Annotated in this window: 18 protein-coding genes; 16 read left to right on the forward strand and 2 right to left on the reverse strand. The window is 40.6% G+C overall.

Going from position 1 to position 18,485, the window contains the following annotated elements:
- Nucleotides 1-105: 105 nt before the first annotated feature.
- Both KOL94_RS03445 and KOL94_RS03450 read left to right on the forward strand, forming a co-directional pair.
- Nucleotides 106-900, forward strand: a complete 795-nt coding sequence (locus KOL94_RS03445) for a patatin-like phospholipase family protein (protein WP_221564068.1) — start codon at nt 106-108, stop codon at nt 898-900.
- Complete coding sequence (locus tag KOL94_RS03450; protein ID WP_221564069.1) at nt 887-1,912, forward strand: SepM family pheromone-processing serine protease; 1,026 nt, start codon at nt 887-889, stop codon at nt 1,910-1,912. Before KOL94_RS03445 ends, KOL94_RS03450 begins: the two co-directional genes overlap by 14 nt.
- Before the next feature lie 86 nt (nt 1,913-1,998).
- On the opposite strand, the gene KOL94_RS03455 is transcribed toward KOL94_RS03450, so the two are convergent.
- Complete coding sequence (locus KOL94_RS03455; RefSeq protein WP_260412189.1) at nt 1,999-3,219, reverse strand: nucleotidyltransferase; 1,221 nt, start codon at nt 3,217-3,219, stop codon at nt 1,999-2,001.
- Between the two features lie 212 nt (nt 3,220-3,431).
- On the opposite strand from KOL94_RS03455, the gene KOL94_RS03460 reads away from it, so the two are divergent.
- From KOL94_RS03460 to KOL94_RS03475, 4 genes are all read left to right on the forward strand, one after another.
- The gene (locus KOL94_RS03460; protein WP_221564070.1) at nt 3,432-3,959 is read left to right on the forward strand and encodes a YceD family protein; all 528 of its coding nucleotides are present in this window, start codon (nt 3,432-3,434) and stop codon (nt 3,957-3,959) included.
- A 61-nt stretch (nt 3,960-4,020) separates the two neighbouring features.
- Nucleotides 4,021-4,194: a 50S ribosomal protein L32 gene (rpmF, locus tag KOL94_RS03465; RefSeq protein ID WP_221564071.1), complete on the forward strand. Its 174-nt coding sequence runs from the start codon at nt 4,021-4,023 to the stop codon at nt 4,192-4,194.
- Nucleotides 4,195-4,488: 294 nt separating this feature from the next.
- Entirely contained in the window at nt 4,489-5,250 is a 762-nt protein-coding gene (locus tag KOL94_RS03470; RefSeq protein WP_221564072.1) for an enoyl-CoA hydratase/isomerase family protein, read from the forward strand.
- 206 nt (nt 5,251-5,456) lie between these two features.
- Nucleotides 5,457-6,098, forward strand: coding sequence for an RsfA family transcriptional regulator (locus tag KOL94_RS03475; RefSeq protein ID WP_221564073.1), 642 nt, complete (start codon nt 5,457-5,459; stop codon nt 6,096-6,098).
- A 99-nt stretch (nt 6,099-6,197) separates the two neighbouring features.
- Here the strand turns inward: KOL94_RS03475 and KOL94_RS03480 are convergent, their stop codons facing one another.
- Nucleotides 6,198-6,722, reverse strand: coding sequence for an N-acetyltransferase (locus KOL94_RS03480; RefSeq protein ID WP_221564075.1), 525 nt, complete (start codon nt 6,720-6,722; stop codon nt 6,198-6,200).
- A gap of 167 nt (nt 6,723-6,889) precedes the next feature.
- Here KOL94_RS03480 and KOL94_RS03485 point away from each other — a divergent pair, with 167 nt between their 5' ends.
- The 10 genes from KOL94_RS03485 (at nt 6,890) to KOL94_RS03530 (ending at nt 18,462) form a co-directional block, all read left to right on the forward strand.
- Complete coding sequence (locus tag KOL94_RS03485) at nt 6,890-8,236, forward strand: acetyl-CoA carboxylase biotin carboxylase subunit (RefSeq protein WP_221564077.1); 1,347 nt, start codon at nt 6,890-6,892, stop codon at nt 8,234-8,236.
- 12 nt (nt 8,237-8,248) lie between these two features.
- Nucleotides 8,249-8,461 carry a biotin/lipoyl-containing protein gene (locus tag KOL94_RS03490; protein ID WP_221564079.1) on the forward strand — a complete coding sequence of 71 codons (213 nt, stop codon included), beginning with the start codon at nt 8,249-8,251 and terminating at the stop codon, nt 8,459-8,461.
- A 48-nt stretch (nt 8,462-8,509) separates the two neighbouring features.
- Entirely contained in the window at nt 8,510-10,048 is a 1,539-nt protein-coding gene (locus KOL94_RS03495; RefSeq protein WP_221564081.1) for an acyl-CoA carboxylase subunit beta, read from the forward strand.
- Between the two features lie 612 nt (nt 10,049-10,660).
- A complete protein-coding gene (locus tag KOL94_RS03500) occupies nt 10,661-11,617 on the forward strand; it encodes a 2-dehydropantoate 2-reductase (RefSeq protein ID WP_221564083.1) in 957 nt (318 codons plus the stop codon).
- A 17-nt stretch (nt 11,618-11,634) separates the two neighbouring features.
- The gene (locus tag KOL94_RS03505; protein WP_221564085.1) at nt 11,635-12,018 is read left to right on the forward strand and encodes a DUF3397 domain-containing protein; all 384 of its coding nucleotides are present in this window, start codon (nt 11,635-11,637) and stop codon (nt 12,016-12,018) included.
- A gap of 553 nt (nt 12,019-12,571) precedes the next feature.
- Nucleotides 12,572-14,191, forward strand: a complete 1,620-nt coding sequence (gene bshC / locus KOL94_RS03510) for a bacillithiol biosynthesis cysteine-adding enzyme BshC (protein WP_221564087.1) — start codon at nt 12,572-12,574, stop codon at nt 14,189-14,191.
- A 278-nt stretch (nt 14,192-14,469) separates the two neighbouring features.
- Entirely contained in the window at nt 14,470-14,901 is a 432-nt protein-coding gene (mraZ, locus tag KOL94_RS03515) for a division/cell wall cluster transcriptional repressor MraZ (RefSeq protein WP_221564088.1), read from the forward strand.
- Between the two features lie 39 nt (nt 14,902-14,940).
- Complete coding sequence (rsmH, locus tag KOL94_RS03520) at nt 14,941-15,873, forward strand: 16S rRNA (cytosine(1402)-N(4))-methyltransferase RsmH (protein ID WP_221564089.1); 933 nt, start codon at nt 14,941-14,943, stop codon at nt 15,871-15,873.
- Between the two features lie 17 nt (nt 15,874-15,890).
- The gene (gene ftsL, locus KOL94_RS03525) at nt 15,891-16,253 is read left to right on the forward strand and encodes a cell division protein FtsL (protein ID WP_221564090.1); all 363 of its coding nucleotides are present in this window, start codon (nt 15,891-15,893) and stop codon (nt 16,251-16,253) included.
- Between the two features lie 16 nt (nt 16,254-16,269).
- Nucleotides 16,270-18,462 (forward strand): penicillin-binding protein, encoded by a 2,193-nt coding sequence (locus KOL94_RS03530; RefSeq protein ID WP_221564091.1) that lies wholly within the window; start codon nt 16,270-16,272, stop codon nt 18,460-18,462.
- Nucleotides 18,463-18,485: the final 23 nt, after the last annotated feature.

Below are 18,485 nucleotides of genomic sequence, written 5' to 3' on the forward strand. Positions count from 1 at the left end.
AAATAAGGATGGACGTTTGATAAGTTGTCCTCATTCATTTATACGTGAATATACTGAGTTTAGACCTTGATGCAATGTTCTTAGATGAAAAGAGGAGGTCATCCTGTGAATCAGCCAAAGATCGGTTTAGCTCTAGGGTCTGGAGGAGCTAGAGGGTTTGCGCATATAGGCGTTTTGAAAGCGTTGGTCGAAGCGAAAATTCCTATCCATATGATTGCAGGAAGCAGTATGGGTGCTCTTGTAGGTGCATTTTATTGTACCGGGCATAAGCCTGAAACGATGGTGAAGATGGCAAGGATGTTCCGAAGAAGATATTATATAGATTATACTGTTCCGAAAATGGGATTTGTAGCGGGGGAAAAAGTGAAGCAACTGATCCATGCTTTGACGAAAGGGAAAAATATTGAAGAGTTAGATCTGCCTTTTTCCATCATAGCTACAGATCTTTATAAGGGTGAAAAGGTCGTCATTACCAAAGGCGCTATATCTGAAGCTGTCAGGGCAAGTATTGCTGTTCCAGGTATTTTTGTACCATATGAAAAAGATGGAAGACTCTTAATTGATGGTGGGGTCATCGATCGAGTACCTGTTTCTGTAGTTAAAGAGATGGGAGCGGATCTTGTCATTGCGGTTGATATCTCACATATAAAAAAAGACCCAGAAATCAATACAATCTTTGATGTTATCATGCAAAGCATCGACATCATGCAGCGAGAACTTGTAAAAGCGAACCATATTTCTACAGATGTACTGATCAGACCTCTGGTGGAAAATTACAGTTCATCTGCGTTCAAGGATATTGATGATATCATTACAATTGGTGAAGCGGAAACCAAAAATCGCATAAAAGATATTAAAGCTGCGATACGCGACTGGAGGAAGAAGAATGAAAAGAATTAGAGCCCAATGGCCATGGGTTGTCATTTTATTAGCCATTTTGATCGCTTTCTTACCACTTCCTTATTACTTCACGCAACCAGGTGATGCAAAGGTACTGACTCCGATTATCGAGGTTGAAGAGAGGAACCAAGCAAAAGGCTCATTCATGCTTACCACAGTTTTGGTGGGGAAAGCAAATGCGGCAGAATACTTATGGGCGAAAGTCAGTGAATATCGAGAAGTGATTCCTGAAGATCAAATACGCGGATCTGACGAAACAGAAGAAGAATATGAATCCCGACAGCTCCAGTTGATGCAAAGCTCGCAGCATGCTGCCACGATTGTCGCATATAAGGAAGCAGACAAATCGATCGAAATCCTTAATAAAGGTGTATTCATAACCGGTGTCATTTCAGGTATGCCCGCTGCAGATAAACTGAAAGTGGGGGATCTGATCATCGCATTGAATGGAAAAGAAATCAAAACGGCTGAAGAACTTGTCAACCGGTTGAAAAAATTTGAGGCGAACGAAAAGGTTAAACTTACAGTTAACAGAGATTCGAAAGAAAAAGAGATAACGGTTCCATTGAAGCCTTTTCCGAAAGATGTTGTCCAAAACAGTGAAGAAGAACGTGCTGGAATCGGGATCACATATCCGGTTACATATACAGAAATAAAGACTGATCCCGATTTGAAAATCGACACTAATAAAATTGGTGGTCCATCAGCTGGCTTGATGTTCACACTTGAAATCTACAACCAATTGACGAAAGAGGATTGGACGAAAGGTTATCAGATTGCGGGAACAGGGACGATGAATGAGAAGGGTGAGGTTGGTCCGATCGGCGGGATCAAACAAAAAATTGTAGCTGCTGACAATGCAGGTGCTGAAGTCTTCTTTGCCCCGGTAAAGGCAGATAACTACAAACATGCAAAAGAAGCTGCAGAAGACATCAAGACTGAAATGAAAATCGTTCCAGTTGAAAAATTCACCGATACACTGGATTATTTAAAAGACTTAAAGGAAAAATGATATGTAAAAAAGGCCGATTCCAAATGGAACAGCCTTTTTTCTGTTTAGCTTGTTAAGGGCTTTAATAAACTAACAGAGCCTTCTGTTTAAATACGTATCGGAGGATTAGAGTATTCCTGTTTCCAAAGTGTTGTATGGAATCTGGAGGGGAAACCAAGAATATACGTATTCGTCGCTTTGATATCCATTTCCATAAAGTCATCACTGTATTTGGAAAGGGTACTGACAATCGGAAGTTCCACCTTCTTTTTGATCGTATTTAAATGCTTTTGCCCATTTTCCGACATCCCGAGCAGTCGAATGTAAGTGGGCTGCTCACGTAAAGCTTTATTCATCACTTCTTTATTTGCATTGGTCAGAATATGTGTGCAGAGCCTTTGCAGACGGGTCCATGTATATCGTTTCGTTTTGACGGATTCCAGAAAGCTTTTGAATGATTCTGAATGTAAAATCTGATCCTTAAGTCGATGTTGAATTCCTTCCACACACTCATATCCTTCTGATAGTTCGTCTGCAGAAAAAGAGATCAACCGATGTTTTAAAAATTCAAAATAACATTCCCAACCGAGGAATTGACCGAACTCATGTTGGTGCTCTTTAAGCCCCTTATATGTTGTCGATGGAACAAGGACATCGATTTTTGATAATTCTCCATTGCCTTCAAATAGGATTTTCCTGATTCCAGTCGCACTTGCGATTTTATCAGTCCCATGATCGACTTCATGATAGCCAGCACCAGTGCGTTGTACAGTATCTATATGCATTTCAGAATCAATTTCCCTGATCGAACTCACATAATGGTACCCCAGAATGTTATTTGGTTTCGTTAGGTCGACAGTCTCGTCAGGACGCCCTGGAAGTTCAGTAAAAGCCTTGGATGCTGCCGCAGGGTAACTTATACCTGATTGGACATGCCTTTGGATCCATTCATTATATTCCTTTTCATTTTCACGGAGAAAGTCCACAGTCCTTAAAAAGGGTTCGATCTTCCCGGATTCACTACCAAAAATGATTTCATCACATTTCATTTCATCCAGTATGGAGACAGCTCCATACGCAAAACGATCTGCCCGCTGGGTTGCAAAGGCATAGGGGAGCTCAACGACTAGATCGATTCCTGCTTCAAGTGCCATCTTTGCCCGTGTCCATTTTGAAACAAGGGCAGGCTCTCCTCTTTGCAGAAAATTACCACTCATCACAGCAATGACTACTTCAGCCTGTGATTGTTTCTTAGCTTGTTGCAAATGATATAAATGTCCATTATGAAAAGGGTTATACTCAACGATCAATCCTAAAGATTTCATCATTCTGCTCCTTCTGATTTGGTAGTGATAGAGGATATACGTTAAAATTGAATCATCTTGAATTTATGGGAGAAACCCAAGTGAAGCTGGAATGTCCTTGACTTCATTATTGTACCAAATTGTGGAGAAAGAATAAAAACGACTGTAAAGAAAAAATGTTGACAATTTTTTTGTTGAAAGCTATAATTACTACTGTTGCCTTGAGGTGATGACAAATGAAATGGTCCATACAACAACTGAGAAGTTTTCAACGTAAAGGACTAGAACTTGATGATACGATCGAGTTGGACTCGATCCGTGATTTTGATTCGGAAATCCGCGAAATAACACCAGTCCATGTAAAGGGTTATGCTGAAATCAATCAAAATCGAGCTGTATTTCATTTGACGATTTCGGGACAAATGACACTGCCTTGTGCAGTGACTCTTGAAGATGTACCATTTCCTTTTAAAATCCGATCAACCGAGATTTTTCTTTTCGAACCGGATTACGGGATGGATGCAGAAGAAGAGGATATCCATGTCGTCGAAGAGAATACGGTTGACCTGATACCTTATATTCGGGAAAACATATTGTTGGAAAAGCCGTTGAAGGTCATCAGCTCTGAACCAACTGATAACCCTCCTGCTCCTCCATCAGGTAAAGGATGGGATGTAGTTGAGGAAGAAGAGGATCGACAAGACAAGGTCGATCCACGGATGGCCGACTTGGCCAAATTTTTTAATGATAGCGATAAAAAGTGAAGAAACGTCAAAGCATTTGACATTCTCTAGCTGAACAATTCCTTCAAGGAGGTGGAAAACCATGGCAGTACCTTTTAGAAGAACCTCTACAACTCGCAAAAACAAGCGTCGTACTCACTATAAGTTGAAAGTACCTGGAATGGTGAAATGCCCACAATGTGGCGAATACAAGCTTTCTCACCGCGTATGTCCAGAATGTGGAACATACAAAGGAAAAGAAGTAGTTGAGAAGTAAGCTTGATCAAAAGTGCCTGTAAGGATTAATATCCTTTAGGCACTTTTTTTACATTTAACTCGCGAGGAGGCTCGCGTGAGTAGGTCAAGACATAGAAGTGATGTCTAGCTCAGCGACCAGTTACTTGGATCACTTCAATCTTCATCCGGCGGCGACAGCCTCCTCGTCCGTTTTCCAGTGACCTACGTGACTAATCGGTCGCTTCCGCTTTTCGTTTGCCCGCGGAAAGGGAGTGAATTTCGCAGAAATCAACAATAAAAACGAACAAACCAAATACATAAACAAGGTGATCATATGGAGAAAGTGAAAGTAGAAGTCGAAAATGGTATCGGCTGGGTGATTTTGAATCAGCCTGAGCGTTACAATGCCATCGATCATGACATGATTGTACTGTTAGATAATGCTTTGGAAAAATTGAAGGATGATGAAGGCGCTAAATTATTGGTGATGACAGGTGCAGGAGAAAAATCATTTTGTTCCGGTGGAGATTTATCAGTCTTCCATCAATTACATACAGAAGACGATGCCTATGAAATGCTTTCCAAGATGGGGGAGGTTTTGTTGAAGATTTTCACCTTTCCAAAGCCCACAATCGCTCTTTTGAATGGTGTAGCGGTTGGAGGAGGTTGTGAAATTGCTTCCGCATGTGATTTGCGGGTAGCTTATCCAAATGTGAAGTTCGGTTTCATACAAGGCACACTTGGAATCACAACAGGCTGGGGTGGATCTACTTTTGTCATGGAAAGAATGAATCCTGAATCTGCGTTTGAGATATTGATCAGTGCTAATAAATATTCCGCAATGGAAGGATATGAAAAAGGGTTCATCCAGAAAGTATTGGATACAGAAGAACCGCTGAATGATTTTAACGAATGGATTAAGCCTTTTACAATGAAAAACCCAGCAGTCCAACGAGCATATAAACAACGACGTCTCGACCAATATGAGCTTTCTAATATCAAACGAAGAGTTGACAAAGAGATAAGAGAATGCGCACGGTTATGGGCTACAGATGACCATCATGAGGCTGTCAAAACCTTTTTAAACCAAAAATGAGCAGTTCTGAGTCCCTCCAAGACATTATGGTTTGGAATCTTTCACTAGCATTTAAAGAAAGTATAAATACTTTCTTCAATATAAGGGCAACTAGGGCTCAGCCTACGCTAAGGCTTGGCTTTGCCAAGTTTTCTTTAAACGAAAGTCTATCTTTTCTACCATCTGCATATGTTGTAAATAAAGTAGAAATGTTTGGAGGGATGCAGATGGGCTCAACACGCCAGGATGCTTGGAGTCATGATGAAGATCTATTGCTAGCCGAAGTCGTTCTGCGACATATACGTGAAGGTGGTACACAACTAGCAGCGTTTGAAGAAGTTGGGAAAAAATTATCCAGAACCTCAGCGGCATGTGGATTCAGATGGAATTCATTGATCCGCAAAAAGTACGATGCTGCCATAGCGATTGCGAAGAAGCAACGAAAACAGATGATGAAAGAAAAGTCGTCGAAATCACATTCTAGTAATCCTGTTCCGCAACAGGAAACGACTCAACAAGAAGAAATTAGAGTAATGAACAGGACCCCGGAAGTTAATTCAGGTTTATGCATGGCAGATATAATCGACTACTTGCGAAATATACAAAATTCAGAACAGGATGTGCATACACTTCAAGAGGAAAATCAGCGACTTAAAGATAACCTTTTGAACATGGAGAAGGAAAATGAAGTGTTGAACCACAAATTTCAGAAATTGCAGAATGATTATGATCATGTGTACGAAGACTATAAAATCATGTTGAATTTCATGGAACGAGCAAGGAAAATGGCAGTGACAGATGACGATCAGGATTCGCAAGTGAAATTCCAAATGGATTATAACGGAAATCTTGAAAAAGTGGAAAAGTAAGTAGAACAAAGCTGACGAAAAAGTGCCAGGAACCTAAAAATAAGGTCCTGACACTTGATTCAAGTCAGCTTTACTGTTTTTGTAGGTCCAACTCATTTCTTACAAGTCAGATGACGATACGTCCGTTTCTTTGATCGGTCCATCCTCTGTTTCCGCAGGTTCTTGCTCAGCAACACCCGCTGGATACCATACATAAGGATTTTCCCCTCGGTCACGGCTTGGGTTATATGTTACGGATGAGAAGCCCATCTTTTCCCAAAACTCACTAGAACGCTGTCGTGCGTTTGTCTTGATAGGGAGATTGTAGGTTTTTGCAAAATTGACGAGCGCACTACCGAAACCTTTCCCGTGATATGCAGGTAAGACTTCCAGTTTCCATAGTTCAAGGTAATCCTGAGGCGGATCGAAATAGCGGTCGTAGTTCCCATCGATTCGATAAAGGCTCATTCTAGCAACCAGTTTGTCCCCATAATAAATCCCGTAAAATGGAGACTCACTATCGTTATCAATGATATTTTCCTGTAAATCTTCCAACATCGATAATTCCTGGATTCCATATTCCTTGAACTTTTTAAATTCTTCCAACGTTTTATAATTAACGAGAAGCTTTTGTACTTTATACATTATTGGCGTCCCCCTTCATTTTTTCTCCCTTTCTATCTTGTATTATTATATAATAAAGTTACGAAAATTTCTGCAAATGTGAAAAAATTCTGTAGAAATCTACAGGAATCAACCAGATTGTTGTTGAAAGTAGTAGATTGTAGCCTAGAGAAATAGGAGGAGATGGTTTGAAAAAGATACTGATCGCAAACAGAGGAGAAATTGCAGCTAGAATTGTAAAAACTTGCGAGAAATTAGGGATCGAACCTGTTATTGTATACTCACAGGCAGATAAAGATCTTCCCTATGTGAAAAATGCTAAGATTGCTCATGAAATCGGTGAGCCTCCAGTCGTGAAATCATATTTGAATAGTGACCGTGTGTTGGAGGTTGCACTTTCTGAAAAAGTTGATGCAATTCATCCTGGTTATGGGTTTCTATCTGAAAATGCTGATTTTGTGCGAAAAGTTGAAAACGCTAACATTACATTCATTGGTCCTTCTGCAGATGTTGTAGAGGCGATGGGGGACAAGGTCAAGGCAAGAAAAACCATGCAGGATGCTGGTGTCCCTGTCGTGCCAGGAAGTGATGGTCCGATCAGTGATGTCGATGCAGCTGTCCAGCTTGCAGATAAAATCGGATATCCGGTCATGATCAAGGCAAGTGCTGGAGGAGGAGGCATCGGGATGCAGCGGTGTGATGATGAAAAAGCTTTACGCACTGCTTTTGTATCTAGTCAAAACCGAGCAAAGGCTTATTTCGGCAATGATGAAATGTTCATGGAAAAATTCATTTCCAGCAGCCGTCATATTGAAGTGCAGATCTTCGGTGATAAAGATGGGAATGTCGTGCATTTATATGAAAGGGACTGCTCGATCCAGCGCAGACATCAGAAGGTCATTGAGGAGTCGCCGTCACCATTCTTGAGTGAAGAAGTCCGCCAACAAATTTGTGAAGCTGCAGTACAGGCAGGTAGACATGTCAATTATACGAATGCTGGTACGGTTGAATTCATCGTTGACGAAAACGAAAATTTCTATTTCCTGGAGATGAATACACGTCTACAAGTTGAACATCCGGTCACGGAGATGATCACTGGTTTGGACCTTGTGGAATGGCAGATTGACGTTGCACAATCGAAACCAATTCCATATTCACAAGCAGAACTTGTGAAATCCGGACATAGTATTGAGTATAGGATTTATGCGGAAGATCCGAATACATTTCTGCCTTCTCCTGGAAAAATCGAAACGTTCGAGTATCCAGAATCGGAAGGGCTCCGTGTGGATACTGGCTTCAGTTCCGAGACACAAGTCACGCCATTTTATGATCCGATGATTGCAAAAGTCATCATTCATGCAGATGACCGTGAGCAGGCGTTGGAGAAGTCCAGGAATTTCTTTGGTGAGTGGACTTTGAGCGGTATCAAACATAATGGTCCGTTATTCGATCACGTGTTAAATGAAGAAACGTTCCAAAAGGGACAATATACAACCCAATATTTAAATGAAGTAATCAAAAAAGTAAACAAATAGGAGTGGTACAACATGAAAGAGATTACAGCATCAATGGCAGGTACAGTATTGAACGTATTGGTATCAGAAGGAGAAACAATCTCAACAGGACAAGCAGTACTTACACTGGAATCAATGAAAATGGAAATTCCGATTGAAGCAGCAACAGAAGGTGAAGTTGCTTCTGTAAATGTAAATATCGGTGATTTCGTCAATGAAGGTGACGTCCTCGTTGTCATGAAATAAAAGTGAATGAGCGCTCGTTCTTTTCTACAGCAATGAAGGAGGAATTATATGTTGAAAACAATTAATGAAACATTGCACGATACGAAGGCAAGGATTGAAGCTGGCGGTGCTGAAAAGTATCATGATAGGCTGAAAACCCAAAATAAATTATTCGTCCGTAAACGTCTCGACTTATTGTTCGATGATAATTCTTATAAGATTGAAGATGGAAAATTCGCAAATAACCAGGCAGAAGGATTACCTGCTGACGGTGTCATAACTGCAATCGGGAAAGTGAACGGTCAAAAGGTATGTGTGATGGCCAATGATTCTACAGTAAAAGCCGGTTCATGGGGAGCAAGAACAGTAGAAAAGATCATCCGCATCCAGGAAACTGCTATGAGACTAAAGTTGCCACTCTTTTATCTAGTCGATTCAGCTGGCGCCAGAATCACGGACCAGATTGATATGTTCCCGAATCGACGTGGGGCAGGAAGAATTTTTTATAATCAAGTGAAAATGTCTGGAATGGTGCCGCAGGTCTGTATCCTGTTTGGACCATCAGCTGCTGGCGGGGCATATATCCCTGCGTTTTGTGATACGGTCATCATGGTGGATCAGAATGCCTCTATGTACCTTGGTTCACCGAGGATGGCGGAAAAGGTGATCGGAGAAAAGGTCACGCTTGAAGAAATGGGCGGTGCTAGAATGCATTGCAGTATTAGTGGATGCGGTGATGTACTTGCATCTTCAGAAGAAGAAGCAATCGAATCAGCCCGCAACTATTTTTCATACTTTCCTGCCAACTATAAAGAAAAACCTCTGAAAATAGAGGGGAAACATCCTGTTCAAGGTAGAAGCCTATCAGAAATTGTACCGGAAAACCAGAACGTACCTTTTGATATGTATGAGTTCATTGACGGACTTGTCGATGATGGCTCTTTTTATGAAATGAAGAAGTTGTTTGCGCCAGAGATGGTGACCGGGTTTGCACGAATTGATGGAAAAACGGTTGGAATCGTTGCAAATCAGCCGAAGGTCAAAGGCGGTGTGTTGTTTGTCGACTCTGCCGACAAAGCAGCGAAGTTCATTACGCTTTGTGACGCGTTCTCGATTCCTTTGTTGTTCCTTGCTGATGTACCAGGATTCATGATCGGTACAAAAGTAGAAAAAGCAGGAATCATCCGCCATGGAGCGAAGTTGATTGCAGCAATGAGTGATGTGACTGTTCCGAAAATATCAGTTGTTGTCCGTAAAGCATACGGGGCAGGATTATATGCTATGGCAGGACCTGCTTTTGAACCAGATTGCTGTATTGCGCTCCCTACAGCTCAGATCGCAGTAATGGGTCCAGAAGCAGCGGTAAATGCTGTTTACTCCAATAAGATCAATGAAATTGAAGATCCGAAAGAGCGTATGAAGTACGTGCAAGAAAAGCATCAAGAATACAAAGAACATATTGATATTTATAAGCTTGCTTCTGAAATGATTGTCGATCAAATCGTATCTGCGGATGACCTGCGGGAAGAATTGATTGATCGATTCGAAGCTTACGAGTCTAAAGAAATGATATTCAGTGAACGTAAACACCCAGTTTATCCTGTATAGGTAATCGTTGTTTATCAAGTTGATCCATAGACCATCGATAGATGGCTCTATGGATTTTTTTTAAAAGATAAGAAAGTATAAAATTTAGGTCTACCGCAGCACATTCGACGTGGTCAGAGGAATGTTTTTGTGTTTTGTAGATAAAGTCTTGTTTTTGTAGATTATTTCAAATTTTTGTAATTTGTTATTTGTTTTTGGTAGATAAATCAGAATTACATATAAGTTGACCAATCATTTTCCCTTATTTACGGTCAACCTCTGCATTTTATGAATAAATACCACCCTTTAACGCAACTACTTATCTGTTTTTCTTCCATAATCGGATAAAAAGATTGATTTTGAAAGAGGGAATGGAGTCTTTTGGAAAAGTTTAAGTTCTGCTGGCGGCTCCTAAAGGCTCCAGTCTTGCGTGGGATCTCAATATAAAATGATATCTTGATTGCCAAAGAGTTCTTAGAAGTTTTCCATATGCAGGCTTCGACTTTTACTACAAGACCATGGAGTTATATTCTATCCTTGTAGTGTTGGACTTGGTGGTGGTTAGTTGAATGCGGGGTCTCACCTGGATCCCGCAGGAGGGTCGTAAATTTCGGTTGAAACACTCATTATCCAATGGAAAGATTTATCAGCCTTCCTAATTGTGCTACTATAATCTTACAAATCTCCTTGAAAGTTGGGGTTGTCATGAAAATCGGGGTTATCGGTGGTGGTTCAATAGGTCTGTTATTTACTTCTTATCTAGCGAAAAGCGCTCATGCAGTCACACTTTTTGTTAGAAGAGAAGCTCAGCAACAAGCGATTCATACGATGGGATTGACTTTAAAAGCGGGGAGTTCAGCATACACGTCTCAACCAAAGGTTTGTTTATTATCCGAAACTGATAGAAGTGACATTGATGTGCTGATCGTTGCAGTCAAGTCCTATGATGTTGAACAAATCATGCCTGAAATAATTGAAAAGTTCAGAAATACACGTTCCATTTTATTTGTTCAAAATGGAATGCAGCACCTGCGATTTTTGCCGCATTTAAAGATGCATTCGATATACATGGGGGTGGTTGAACATGGTGCCATGAAAGAGTCCGATCATTTAATCAATCATACTGGGGTCGGACGGACTAAAATCGCTCCCTATCTTGATGGCCATTCAGGAATCAATTGGGAAAAACTCTCGAAAGAAAACTTTCCATTCTTCTACCAAAATGATTGGTATGCAATGGTAAGTGAAAAGTTACATATTAACGCCGTCATCAATCCCCTCACTGCAATATTGAGGATCCCAAATGGAGCTCTTCTGACGAATACGCATTGGCTCGAGTTGATGGAACAACTCAGTAAAGAAGCATGTAAAGTTTTGAACATCAAATATCATGAAGCCTGGAAGGATTTAGTGGCTGTATGCGAGAATACTTCTTTAAACAAATCTTCCATGTTAAGGGATATCGAGAATAAGCGGAGAACCGAGATCGAAGCAATAAACGGCTTCATCTTGAATTCAGCTGAAGGAAAAAATATTGAAGTTCCAAATAATCGGTTTGTCTATCAAATCATTAAAGGGATGGAAGAGTAAAGAAAGTAGGGGGAACGATGATTGATTTTTTATTGGGTTCCTTGGCTATATTAGTTACAGTACCTTTACTTACTTGGATCATGGTTTACTGGATCACAAGGAAAATCACCAGGCAAAAAAAGCGGTCGTTCATGGTTGCAACAGATGTGACCACCTTTTTCCTGATCATCTCTGTCATGGTCATACTATATACGATATGGGAAAATACTTTTTTATGGCCAATTGTCATTTTGATTTTGCTCATCGTAATCAGTATTACCGTTTTGTATTGGAAACGAGATGAGGATATCGGACTTTCTAAAATCTTGAAAACAGCCTGGCGCTTGAATTTTTTACTATTTTCTTCGGGTTATTTGGTGCTTTGTTTGTATGGGTTGGTCATCCGTGTGATCGCTCTTTAACAAGATAAACGTATATTGGAGAATGAAGATTAAAAATAGGGCAAATGATCAACTTCGGTATGTGGAAATGTAGCTCACTTCTAGAAAATCTTATAAGTGAAAAGCGAAATTCGCGACACTCCAGCGGGAAAAGCAAGCCTGGCGAAAACCCCGTCTTCTTTTAAAAGGATCTTCGACTATAAAAAGCTCCTTAAGAAATCTCCTCGCAGACACGAAATTGATTTCATTTTTGTGTTGACATCCTGTGCAAGTGAGGAGGCTTGCAGAAGTATGTTAATGCAGGGAAGTGATGTTTAGCTCAGCAACCAGTCACTCGGATCACTTCAAACTTCCTGCGGCGATGACAGCCTCCTCGTCAGTTTTCCAGTGATCTGCGTGACTAATCGGTCGCTTCCGCTTTTCGTTCGCCTGCGGAAAGGAAGTGAATTTCAGAGAAATAGATGGTTTCTGCACTTTGAGCGTTTCTAGGCAGAATTGTTGGGTGAGTAGTATTTAATTTGCTATACTCATATTCGCAAAGTGTCTGTCGTGTTTACAAGAAAGGAAGAAATGTATGAAAGTGCTAGAGCTACCTTTTCGAAATAAAGAAAACCTATATTCTGCCTATTTGATGGGGAATTCTGATGTGAATGCCTTATTTGACTATAATGCCTTTGAGGAACAAAACTATATTGATCGATGGAAGGAACTTCAGGAAACGAGATTTCCAAGATTGGCTCTTGTTGATCATCTGCTCTCCTATCATCAATCATTTCCGACTAAACCATACACATACGAAAATATTGAAAAATTAAAGGATCCAAAATCCACGGTGGTTGTAACAGGCCAGCAAGCTGGTTTGTTGACGGGTCCTTTATACACAATACATAAATGTCTATCTACAATCCTGTTTGCACAGGAAAAAGAACGTCAACTTGGCACGCCAGTCATCCCGGTTTTTTGGATTGCTGGTGAGGATCACGATTTTGATGAGATCAATCATATCCACGTTCCTGATGGCGATCAACTAAAAAAACACAAGTTGAATTTATATGAAGGGATGAGGTCAGTTTCTCATATAAAATGTGAAAACGATCGTTTGCTTCCATGGGCTGAAGAAGTGATCCGTTCTTTCGGGGAAACAGAACATACGCAACAAGTGAAAGATCTGGTAAATGCTGCTATAAATAAAAGTGAGACGTTGACTGATTTTTTCGCTTATCTGATGATTACCTTATTCAGTGAGTTCGGTCTTGTCATTCTTGACTCCCACCATCCTGACTTGCGGAAGATTGAAAGCCCCTTTTTTGAAAACATGATTAGAAACAATGAAGAAATCGATGGTTCATTTCAGCAAGGCTTGGAGGCAATTCAGAGACTTGGGTATGAAACACCAGTCGAGTCTGAAAAAAACAATGCCCATCTCTTTATCGAAGAACGTGATGCTAGAGTATTGTTAATACGTGAAAAAGACTCTTTCCGGGGGAAGAACAATGAATGCATTTACTCTGAAAAAGAACTATCGGAGATTGCACGTTCAACACCATCAAGATTGAGTAACAATGTGATCACCAGACCACTTATGCAGGAACTTCTTTTACCTACACTTGCATTCGTGGCGGGACCAGGGGAAATAAATTACTGGAGCGCATTAAAAACGGTCTTCCATAGCTTCGATAGGAAAATGCCGCCGATCCTCCCTAGATTGTCACTTGTTTTATTGGATCACTATACGCAAAAGACCATTGAAGAAAAAGCGCTGGATACACAGCGTATCGTTTTCGATGGGGTGGAAAAAGAAACAAAACAATGGCTGGATGACAATACAGACTACGAGTTGGATGAAGAGATCGAACACGCTTTGAAAGTGATGAAGAAGGAACATAGGCAGCTAAGAAATACCGCTGTTGAAATTGATAAAGGATTGGATCGTTTGACTGAAAAGAACTGGATGATCATTGAGGATCAAATCCTATACTTGAAAAAAAGGCTGGAAAGGGCCATTTTACAAAAACATGAAGTCGATCTGAAAAAATTCGATCATATCCAAATGCATCTTCTGCCGGAGGACCAGCCTCAAGAGAGAGTGTTGAATGTTTTTTACTACATTAACCATTTTGGATTTGGATTCATTGCGGAATTGGGAAGACAGAATTATCTATGGAACGGAAATCCGAAAGCGATAAAACTCTAATCTACGGTAAGGTGGTTTTATCCAATTCCTGTAACTTAGATTATATTCGCCGAAAATCCACAGCATTAACAAAAAAACAGACGGAATTAAGAGAAAGCTCTCCTTTTAAATTGTCGTAAATAAGCTGACATTACTGTAAAAATATAGCGATGAAAACTTCTGAAAATCCTGCATTTAAAAGCAGGATTTTTTTTTGTTCAAAAGAATATTTAAACAAGTGGTGCAAAGTGGGGAGTTGTGGTAGACTTAGGGAAGAAAGTGGGGAGGGGGACCCGTATATGTTTATGGGAGAGCATTTACATACCATTGACGATAAGGGAAGAATGATTATCCCCTCTAAGTTCCGGGATGAATTAGGAACCACTTTCGTACTTACAAGAGGACTAGATCAATGTATTTTTGGTTACCCTCTTGAAGAATGGAAGCAGCTTGAAGAAAAGCTGAAAGCACTCCCATTCACTAAAAAAGATGCACGTGCCTTCACACGGTTTTTCTTTTCTGGAGCAGCAGAATGTCAGCTTGATAAACAGGGACGTGTAAACATTGCATCTACACTACGTCAATATGCAAAGTTGGAAAAGGACTGTGTCGTCATCGGGGTAAGTAATCGAATCGAGATCTGGAATAAAGAGATCTGGGAAGATTACTTCAACAAATCAGAAGACTCATTTGGTGAAATTGCAGAAAGTCTGATGGATTTTGACCTCTAGAACACTATCGTAGTTAGAGCAGGAAATTGAGGGACAATTATGTTTGAGCATGAAACAGTATTGAAACAAGAAGCAATCGATGGACTTAACATTAAAGAAGATGGCATCTACGTGGATTGTACCCTTGGCGGAGCGGGCCATACAGAAGAAATATTGAAAAGGCTCACTTCAGGACATGTTTATGCATTTGATCAGGATCTTCACGCTATCAACCATGCGAAAGAAAGATTGGAAGAGTACGATGGTAAGTTCAGTATCATCAGATCTAATTTCAGAAATCTCAAGCATGAACTCATTGAAAAAGGGATTAGTGGTGTTGACGGTATTTTGTTTGACCTTGGTGTATCATCTCCGCAACTTGACGAGGCAGATCGAGGTTTCAGTTATCATCAAGACGCCCCATTGGACATGAGGATGGATCAGACAAGCGAACTAACCGCGTTCCATGTAGTGAATGAATGGTCGTATGAACAAATTGTCTCGATATTGTTTAAATATGGAGAAGAAAAATTCGCGAAATCAATCGCACGAAAAATTGAAGCCCACCGGGAACGAGAAACAATTCAAACCACGGGTGAATTGGTAGAAATCATTAAAGAGGCAATCCCGGCTAGAGCACGTCGAAAAGGTGGACATCCTGCCAAAAGAACATTCCAAGCCATTCGTATAGCCGTTAATGATGAACTAAATGCATTTGAAGAGGCTTTACGTGATGGGATTGAAATGTTGAACACAGGGGGAAGAATCTGTGTCATTACGTTCCATTCTCTTGAGGACCGTTTATGTAAAAAAGTTTTCAAGGAAGTGAGCAGTGAACCAGATTTACCACCAGGATTGCCAGTTGTTCCAGAGGAATACCAACCGGACATGAAATTGATCACCCGGAAACCGATAACTCCAGATAGTGGAGAACAAGAGAAGAATAGAAGAGCGAGATCGTCCAAATTACGGATCGCCGAGAAGAGAAAATAGAAAGGGGAACTGGGAGTATGAGCAATCTTGCCCATCAAGTAGAAAGAAAAACCAATCATGTTCAAAATCCACAACCGCAACCGAATGTGGTTAGAAGAAAAAGATCGAAAATCACAAAAGGGGAGAAGGTTCTCTGGACAGTTGCTGCAATGATGTTAGCTGCAGCTTCGATCTTCATGATTTCAAATTATGCCGAAATGTATACTGTGAACAAAGAAATTCAGGTTATGGAACAAAATATTGATAAGCAAAGCAAGCAGGTGGATGATCTAACACTTAAAAAATCAGAGCTAAGCGAGCCTTTGCGCATCATTAACTTCGCAGAACAAAAACTAGGAATGAAGTTCGACGATAAAAATATCAAAGTAGTAAACAATTAGTTTAGGTGTGGTTTGAATGATAGAGAAAAAGAATTCGAATATTAATAAAGGAGCAGTGATTTTATCTTTGATATTTGTCCTGCTCTTTTTCTTATTGATTGGACGCTATTTCTATTTAGGTTGGACGGGTCAAGCTGAAGGTGTCAATCTAGAAGAAATGGCTGAGAAACAATGGACACGGGAAGCGGCCCTTGATGCAGACCGAGGAACAATTTTCGACCGTAACGGAAAGGCGATTGCTGAAGATATCCCTTCGTACAACGTGATTGCAATTCTCGATAAAGATTATGCGAATCACATCAAAGATCCTGCTGAGGCAGCTAGTAAACTTGCTCCATTACTAGGCATGTCTGAATCGAGATTGACAGAATTGATGAGCAAGGAAGGTCCTTTCCAGGTGGAACTGGGGCCAGGTGGAAAACAGATCAGCCATTCAAAAATGGAAGAAATAAAAGCGTTGGATATCAGCGGAATTGATTTCAAACGGCTTACAAAAAGATATTACCCGAACCAGGACTTTGCTTCTCACATTCTAGGATTCACTACGAATAATGATGAGGGCGTAAGAGCTGGGGCGATGGGCCTCGAAAAAGCGTTAGATGAATATCTACAAGAAGAAGATGGATCCCTAAAGTATCAAAGCGACCGTTATGGTTATAAATTACCTGATCCTAAAGAAGTCATCAAAGAACCAAAACATGGCGCAAGCGTCCATTTGACTCTTGATGAAAAGATCCAATTATTCCTTGAACAAGCGATGAATAATGTTCAGGAAGAATATGAACCTAAACGGATGATGGCAATCGTTGCAGATCCAAAGACCGGAAAGATCCTAGCGTTGTCAAACCGTCCAAGTTTCAATCCGAATGTAAGGGATATCACGAATTATACGAATTTTTCTATCGGATCAGCATTTGAACCAGGTTCAACGATGAAGATTTTTACACTTGCAGCAGCCATTGAAGAAGGGGTCTATAACGGTAACGCAGAATATCAATCAGGCGTTTATAAAACCAAGCACAGCAGAATAAGTGACCATAACAATGGCCGAGGCTGGGGCAAAATCACCTATGATGAGGGTGTGCAACATTCTTCCAACGTAGCATTTTCGAAAATCGCAAAAGAGCAACTTGGTTTCGATAAGCTTCATGAATACTTGACTGAACGTTGGGAATTTGATGAAAAAACCGGAATAAACATCCCAGGTGAAGCAGATTCAAAAATCCAATTCGACTGGGAGATTGAAAAACTTGCTACTGCTTTTGGACAAGGAACATCGATCACTCCGATCCAGCAAATCCAGGCAGCAACAGCGATCGCAAATGGCGGAAAGATGATGAAACCGTATGTCGTTGATAAAATCGTAGATAAGAACAATGATGATGTGATAAAGAGTTATAAGCCAGAAGTTGTAGGGGAACCAATTTCTTCAGATACGTCCAAGCAAGTCCGTAAATTATTAAGATCAGTAGTAACCGATGGTACAGGGAAAAATTATAATATTGAAGGTTACGATGTTGCTGGCAAGACTGGAACTGCACAATTGTATGGCATGGATGGAAAAATAATGAAAGGTCATGACAACTATATCTTTTCTTTCTTAGGAATGGCTCCTGCAGACGATCCGAAGCTATTGGTCTATGTCGCAATCGATCGTCCTGACCTTGACGACGAGGCCTATGAATCAGGTTCCGTACCTGTATCAAAAGTATTCAATCCAGTTTTGCAGAGCAGTTTGCAATACTTGAATATCACTCCGGATGAAGCAAGTGAAGAAAATTCGGAAGATAGATCTTCAAGTGGAGTCACCCTAGAAGACTTTGAAGGTAAATCGTCGAATTCAGTTAAAGAACGGTTAGAGGAAAAAGGATTGAAGGTTGAAGTCTTTGGTGAAGGTGATCGCATCGTCAATCAAGCCCCTTACACCGATACCACAGTGCTTAAAGGCGAACAGGTCTTCCTTAGAACGGAAGGGGATGTGAAAATGCCTGACTTGACGGGGATGTCACGTTCGGAAGTTCTTCGCCTTTCACAAGTTCTTGGGTTGAAGACTCCGGAATTTACAGGAAATGGATTCGTTTCGTTGCAAAGTATTAAGAAAGGATCGGTTGTGAAGGCGAATTCACCCCTTCTCGTAGAGTTGAAGACACCACAAGAATCGTTGCAGCAACATGAAGATGAACAAGAGAATAATGGCGAAGAAGAATAACTGATTTGTTCTAGCTGTTTCTG

This window comes from Alkalihalobacillus sp. TS-13 (genome assembly GCF_019720915.1).
Lineage (GTDB): Bacteria > Bacillota > Bacilli > Bacillales > Fictibacillaceae > Pseudalkalibacillus.

Excerpts from the sequence above, each read along its gene's own strand:
- KOL94_RS03450 (WP_221564069.1), top strand. The coding sequence starts at position 887 with ATGAAAAGAATTAGAGCCCAATGGCCATGGGTTGTCATTTTATTAGCC.
- KOL94_RS03455 (WP_260412189.1), bottom strand. The coding sequence starts at position 3,219 with ATGATGAAATCTTTAGGATTGATCGTTGAGTATAACCCTTTTCATAAT.
- KOL94_RS03460 (WP_221564070.1), top strand. The coding sequence starts at position 3,432 with ATGAAATGGTCCATACAACAACTGAGAAGTTTTCAACGTAAAGGACTA.
- rpmF (WP_221564071.1), top strand. The coding sequence starts at position 4,021 with ATGGCAGTACCTTTTAGAAGAACCTCTACAACTCGCAAAAACAAGCGT.
- KOL94_RS03470 (WP_221564072.1), top strand. The coding sequence starts at position 4,489 with ATGGAGAAAGTGAAAGTAGAAGTCGAAAATGGTATCGGCTGGGTGATT.
- KOL94_RS03475 (WP_221564073.1), top strand. The coding sequence starts at position 5,457 with ATGGGCTCAACACGCCAGGATGCTTGGAGTCATGATGAAGATCTATTG.
- KOL94_RS03480 (WP_221564075.1), bottom strand. The coding sequence starts at position 6,722 with ATGTATAAAGTACAAAAGCTTCTCGTTAATTATAAAACGTTGGAAGAA.
- KOL94_RS03490 (WP_221564079.1), top strand. The coding sequence starts at position 8,249 with ATGAAAGAGATTACAGCATCAATGGCAGGTACAGTATTGAACGTATTG.
- KOL94_RS03495 (WP_221564081.1), top strand. The coding sequence starts at position 8,510 with ATGTTGAAAACAATTAATGAAACATTGCACGATACGAAGGCAAGGATT.
- KOL94_RS03500 (WP_221564083.1), top strand. The coding sequence starts at position 10,661 with ATGGAAAGATTTATCAGCCTTCCTAATTGTGCTACTATAATCTTACAA.
- KOL94_RS03505 (WP_221564085.1), top strand. The coding sequence starts at position 11,635 with ATGATTGATTTTTTATTGGGTTCCTTGGCTATATTAGTTACAGTACCT.
- bshC (WP_221564087.1), top strand. The coding sequence starts at position 12,572 with ATGAAAGTGCTAGAGCTACCTTTTCGAAATAAAGAAAACCTATATTCT.
- mraZ (WP_221564088.1), top strand. The coding sequence starts at position 14,470 with ATGTTTATGGGAGAGCATTTACATACCATTGACGATAAGGGAAGAATG.
- rsmH (WP_221564089.1), top strand. The coding sequence starts at position 14,941 with ATGTTTGAGCATGAAACAGTATTGAAACAAGAAGCAATCGATGGACTT.
- ftsL (WP_221564090.1), top strand. The coding sequence starts at position 15,891 with ATGAGCAATCTTGCCCATCAAGTAGAAAGAAAAACCAATCATGTTCAA.
- KOL94_RS03530 (WP_221564091.1), top strand. The coding sequence starts at position 16,270 with ATGATAGAGAAAAAGAATTCGAATATTAATAAAGGAGCAGTGATTTTA.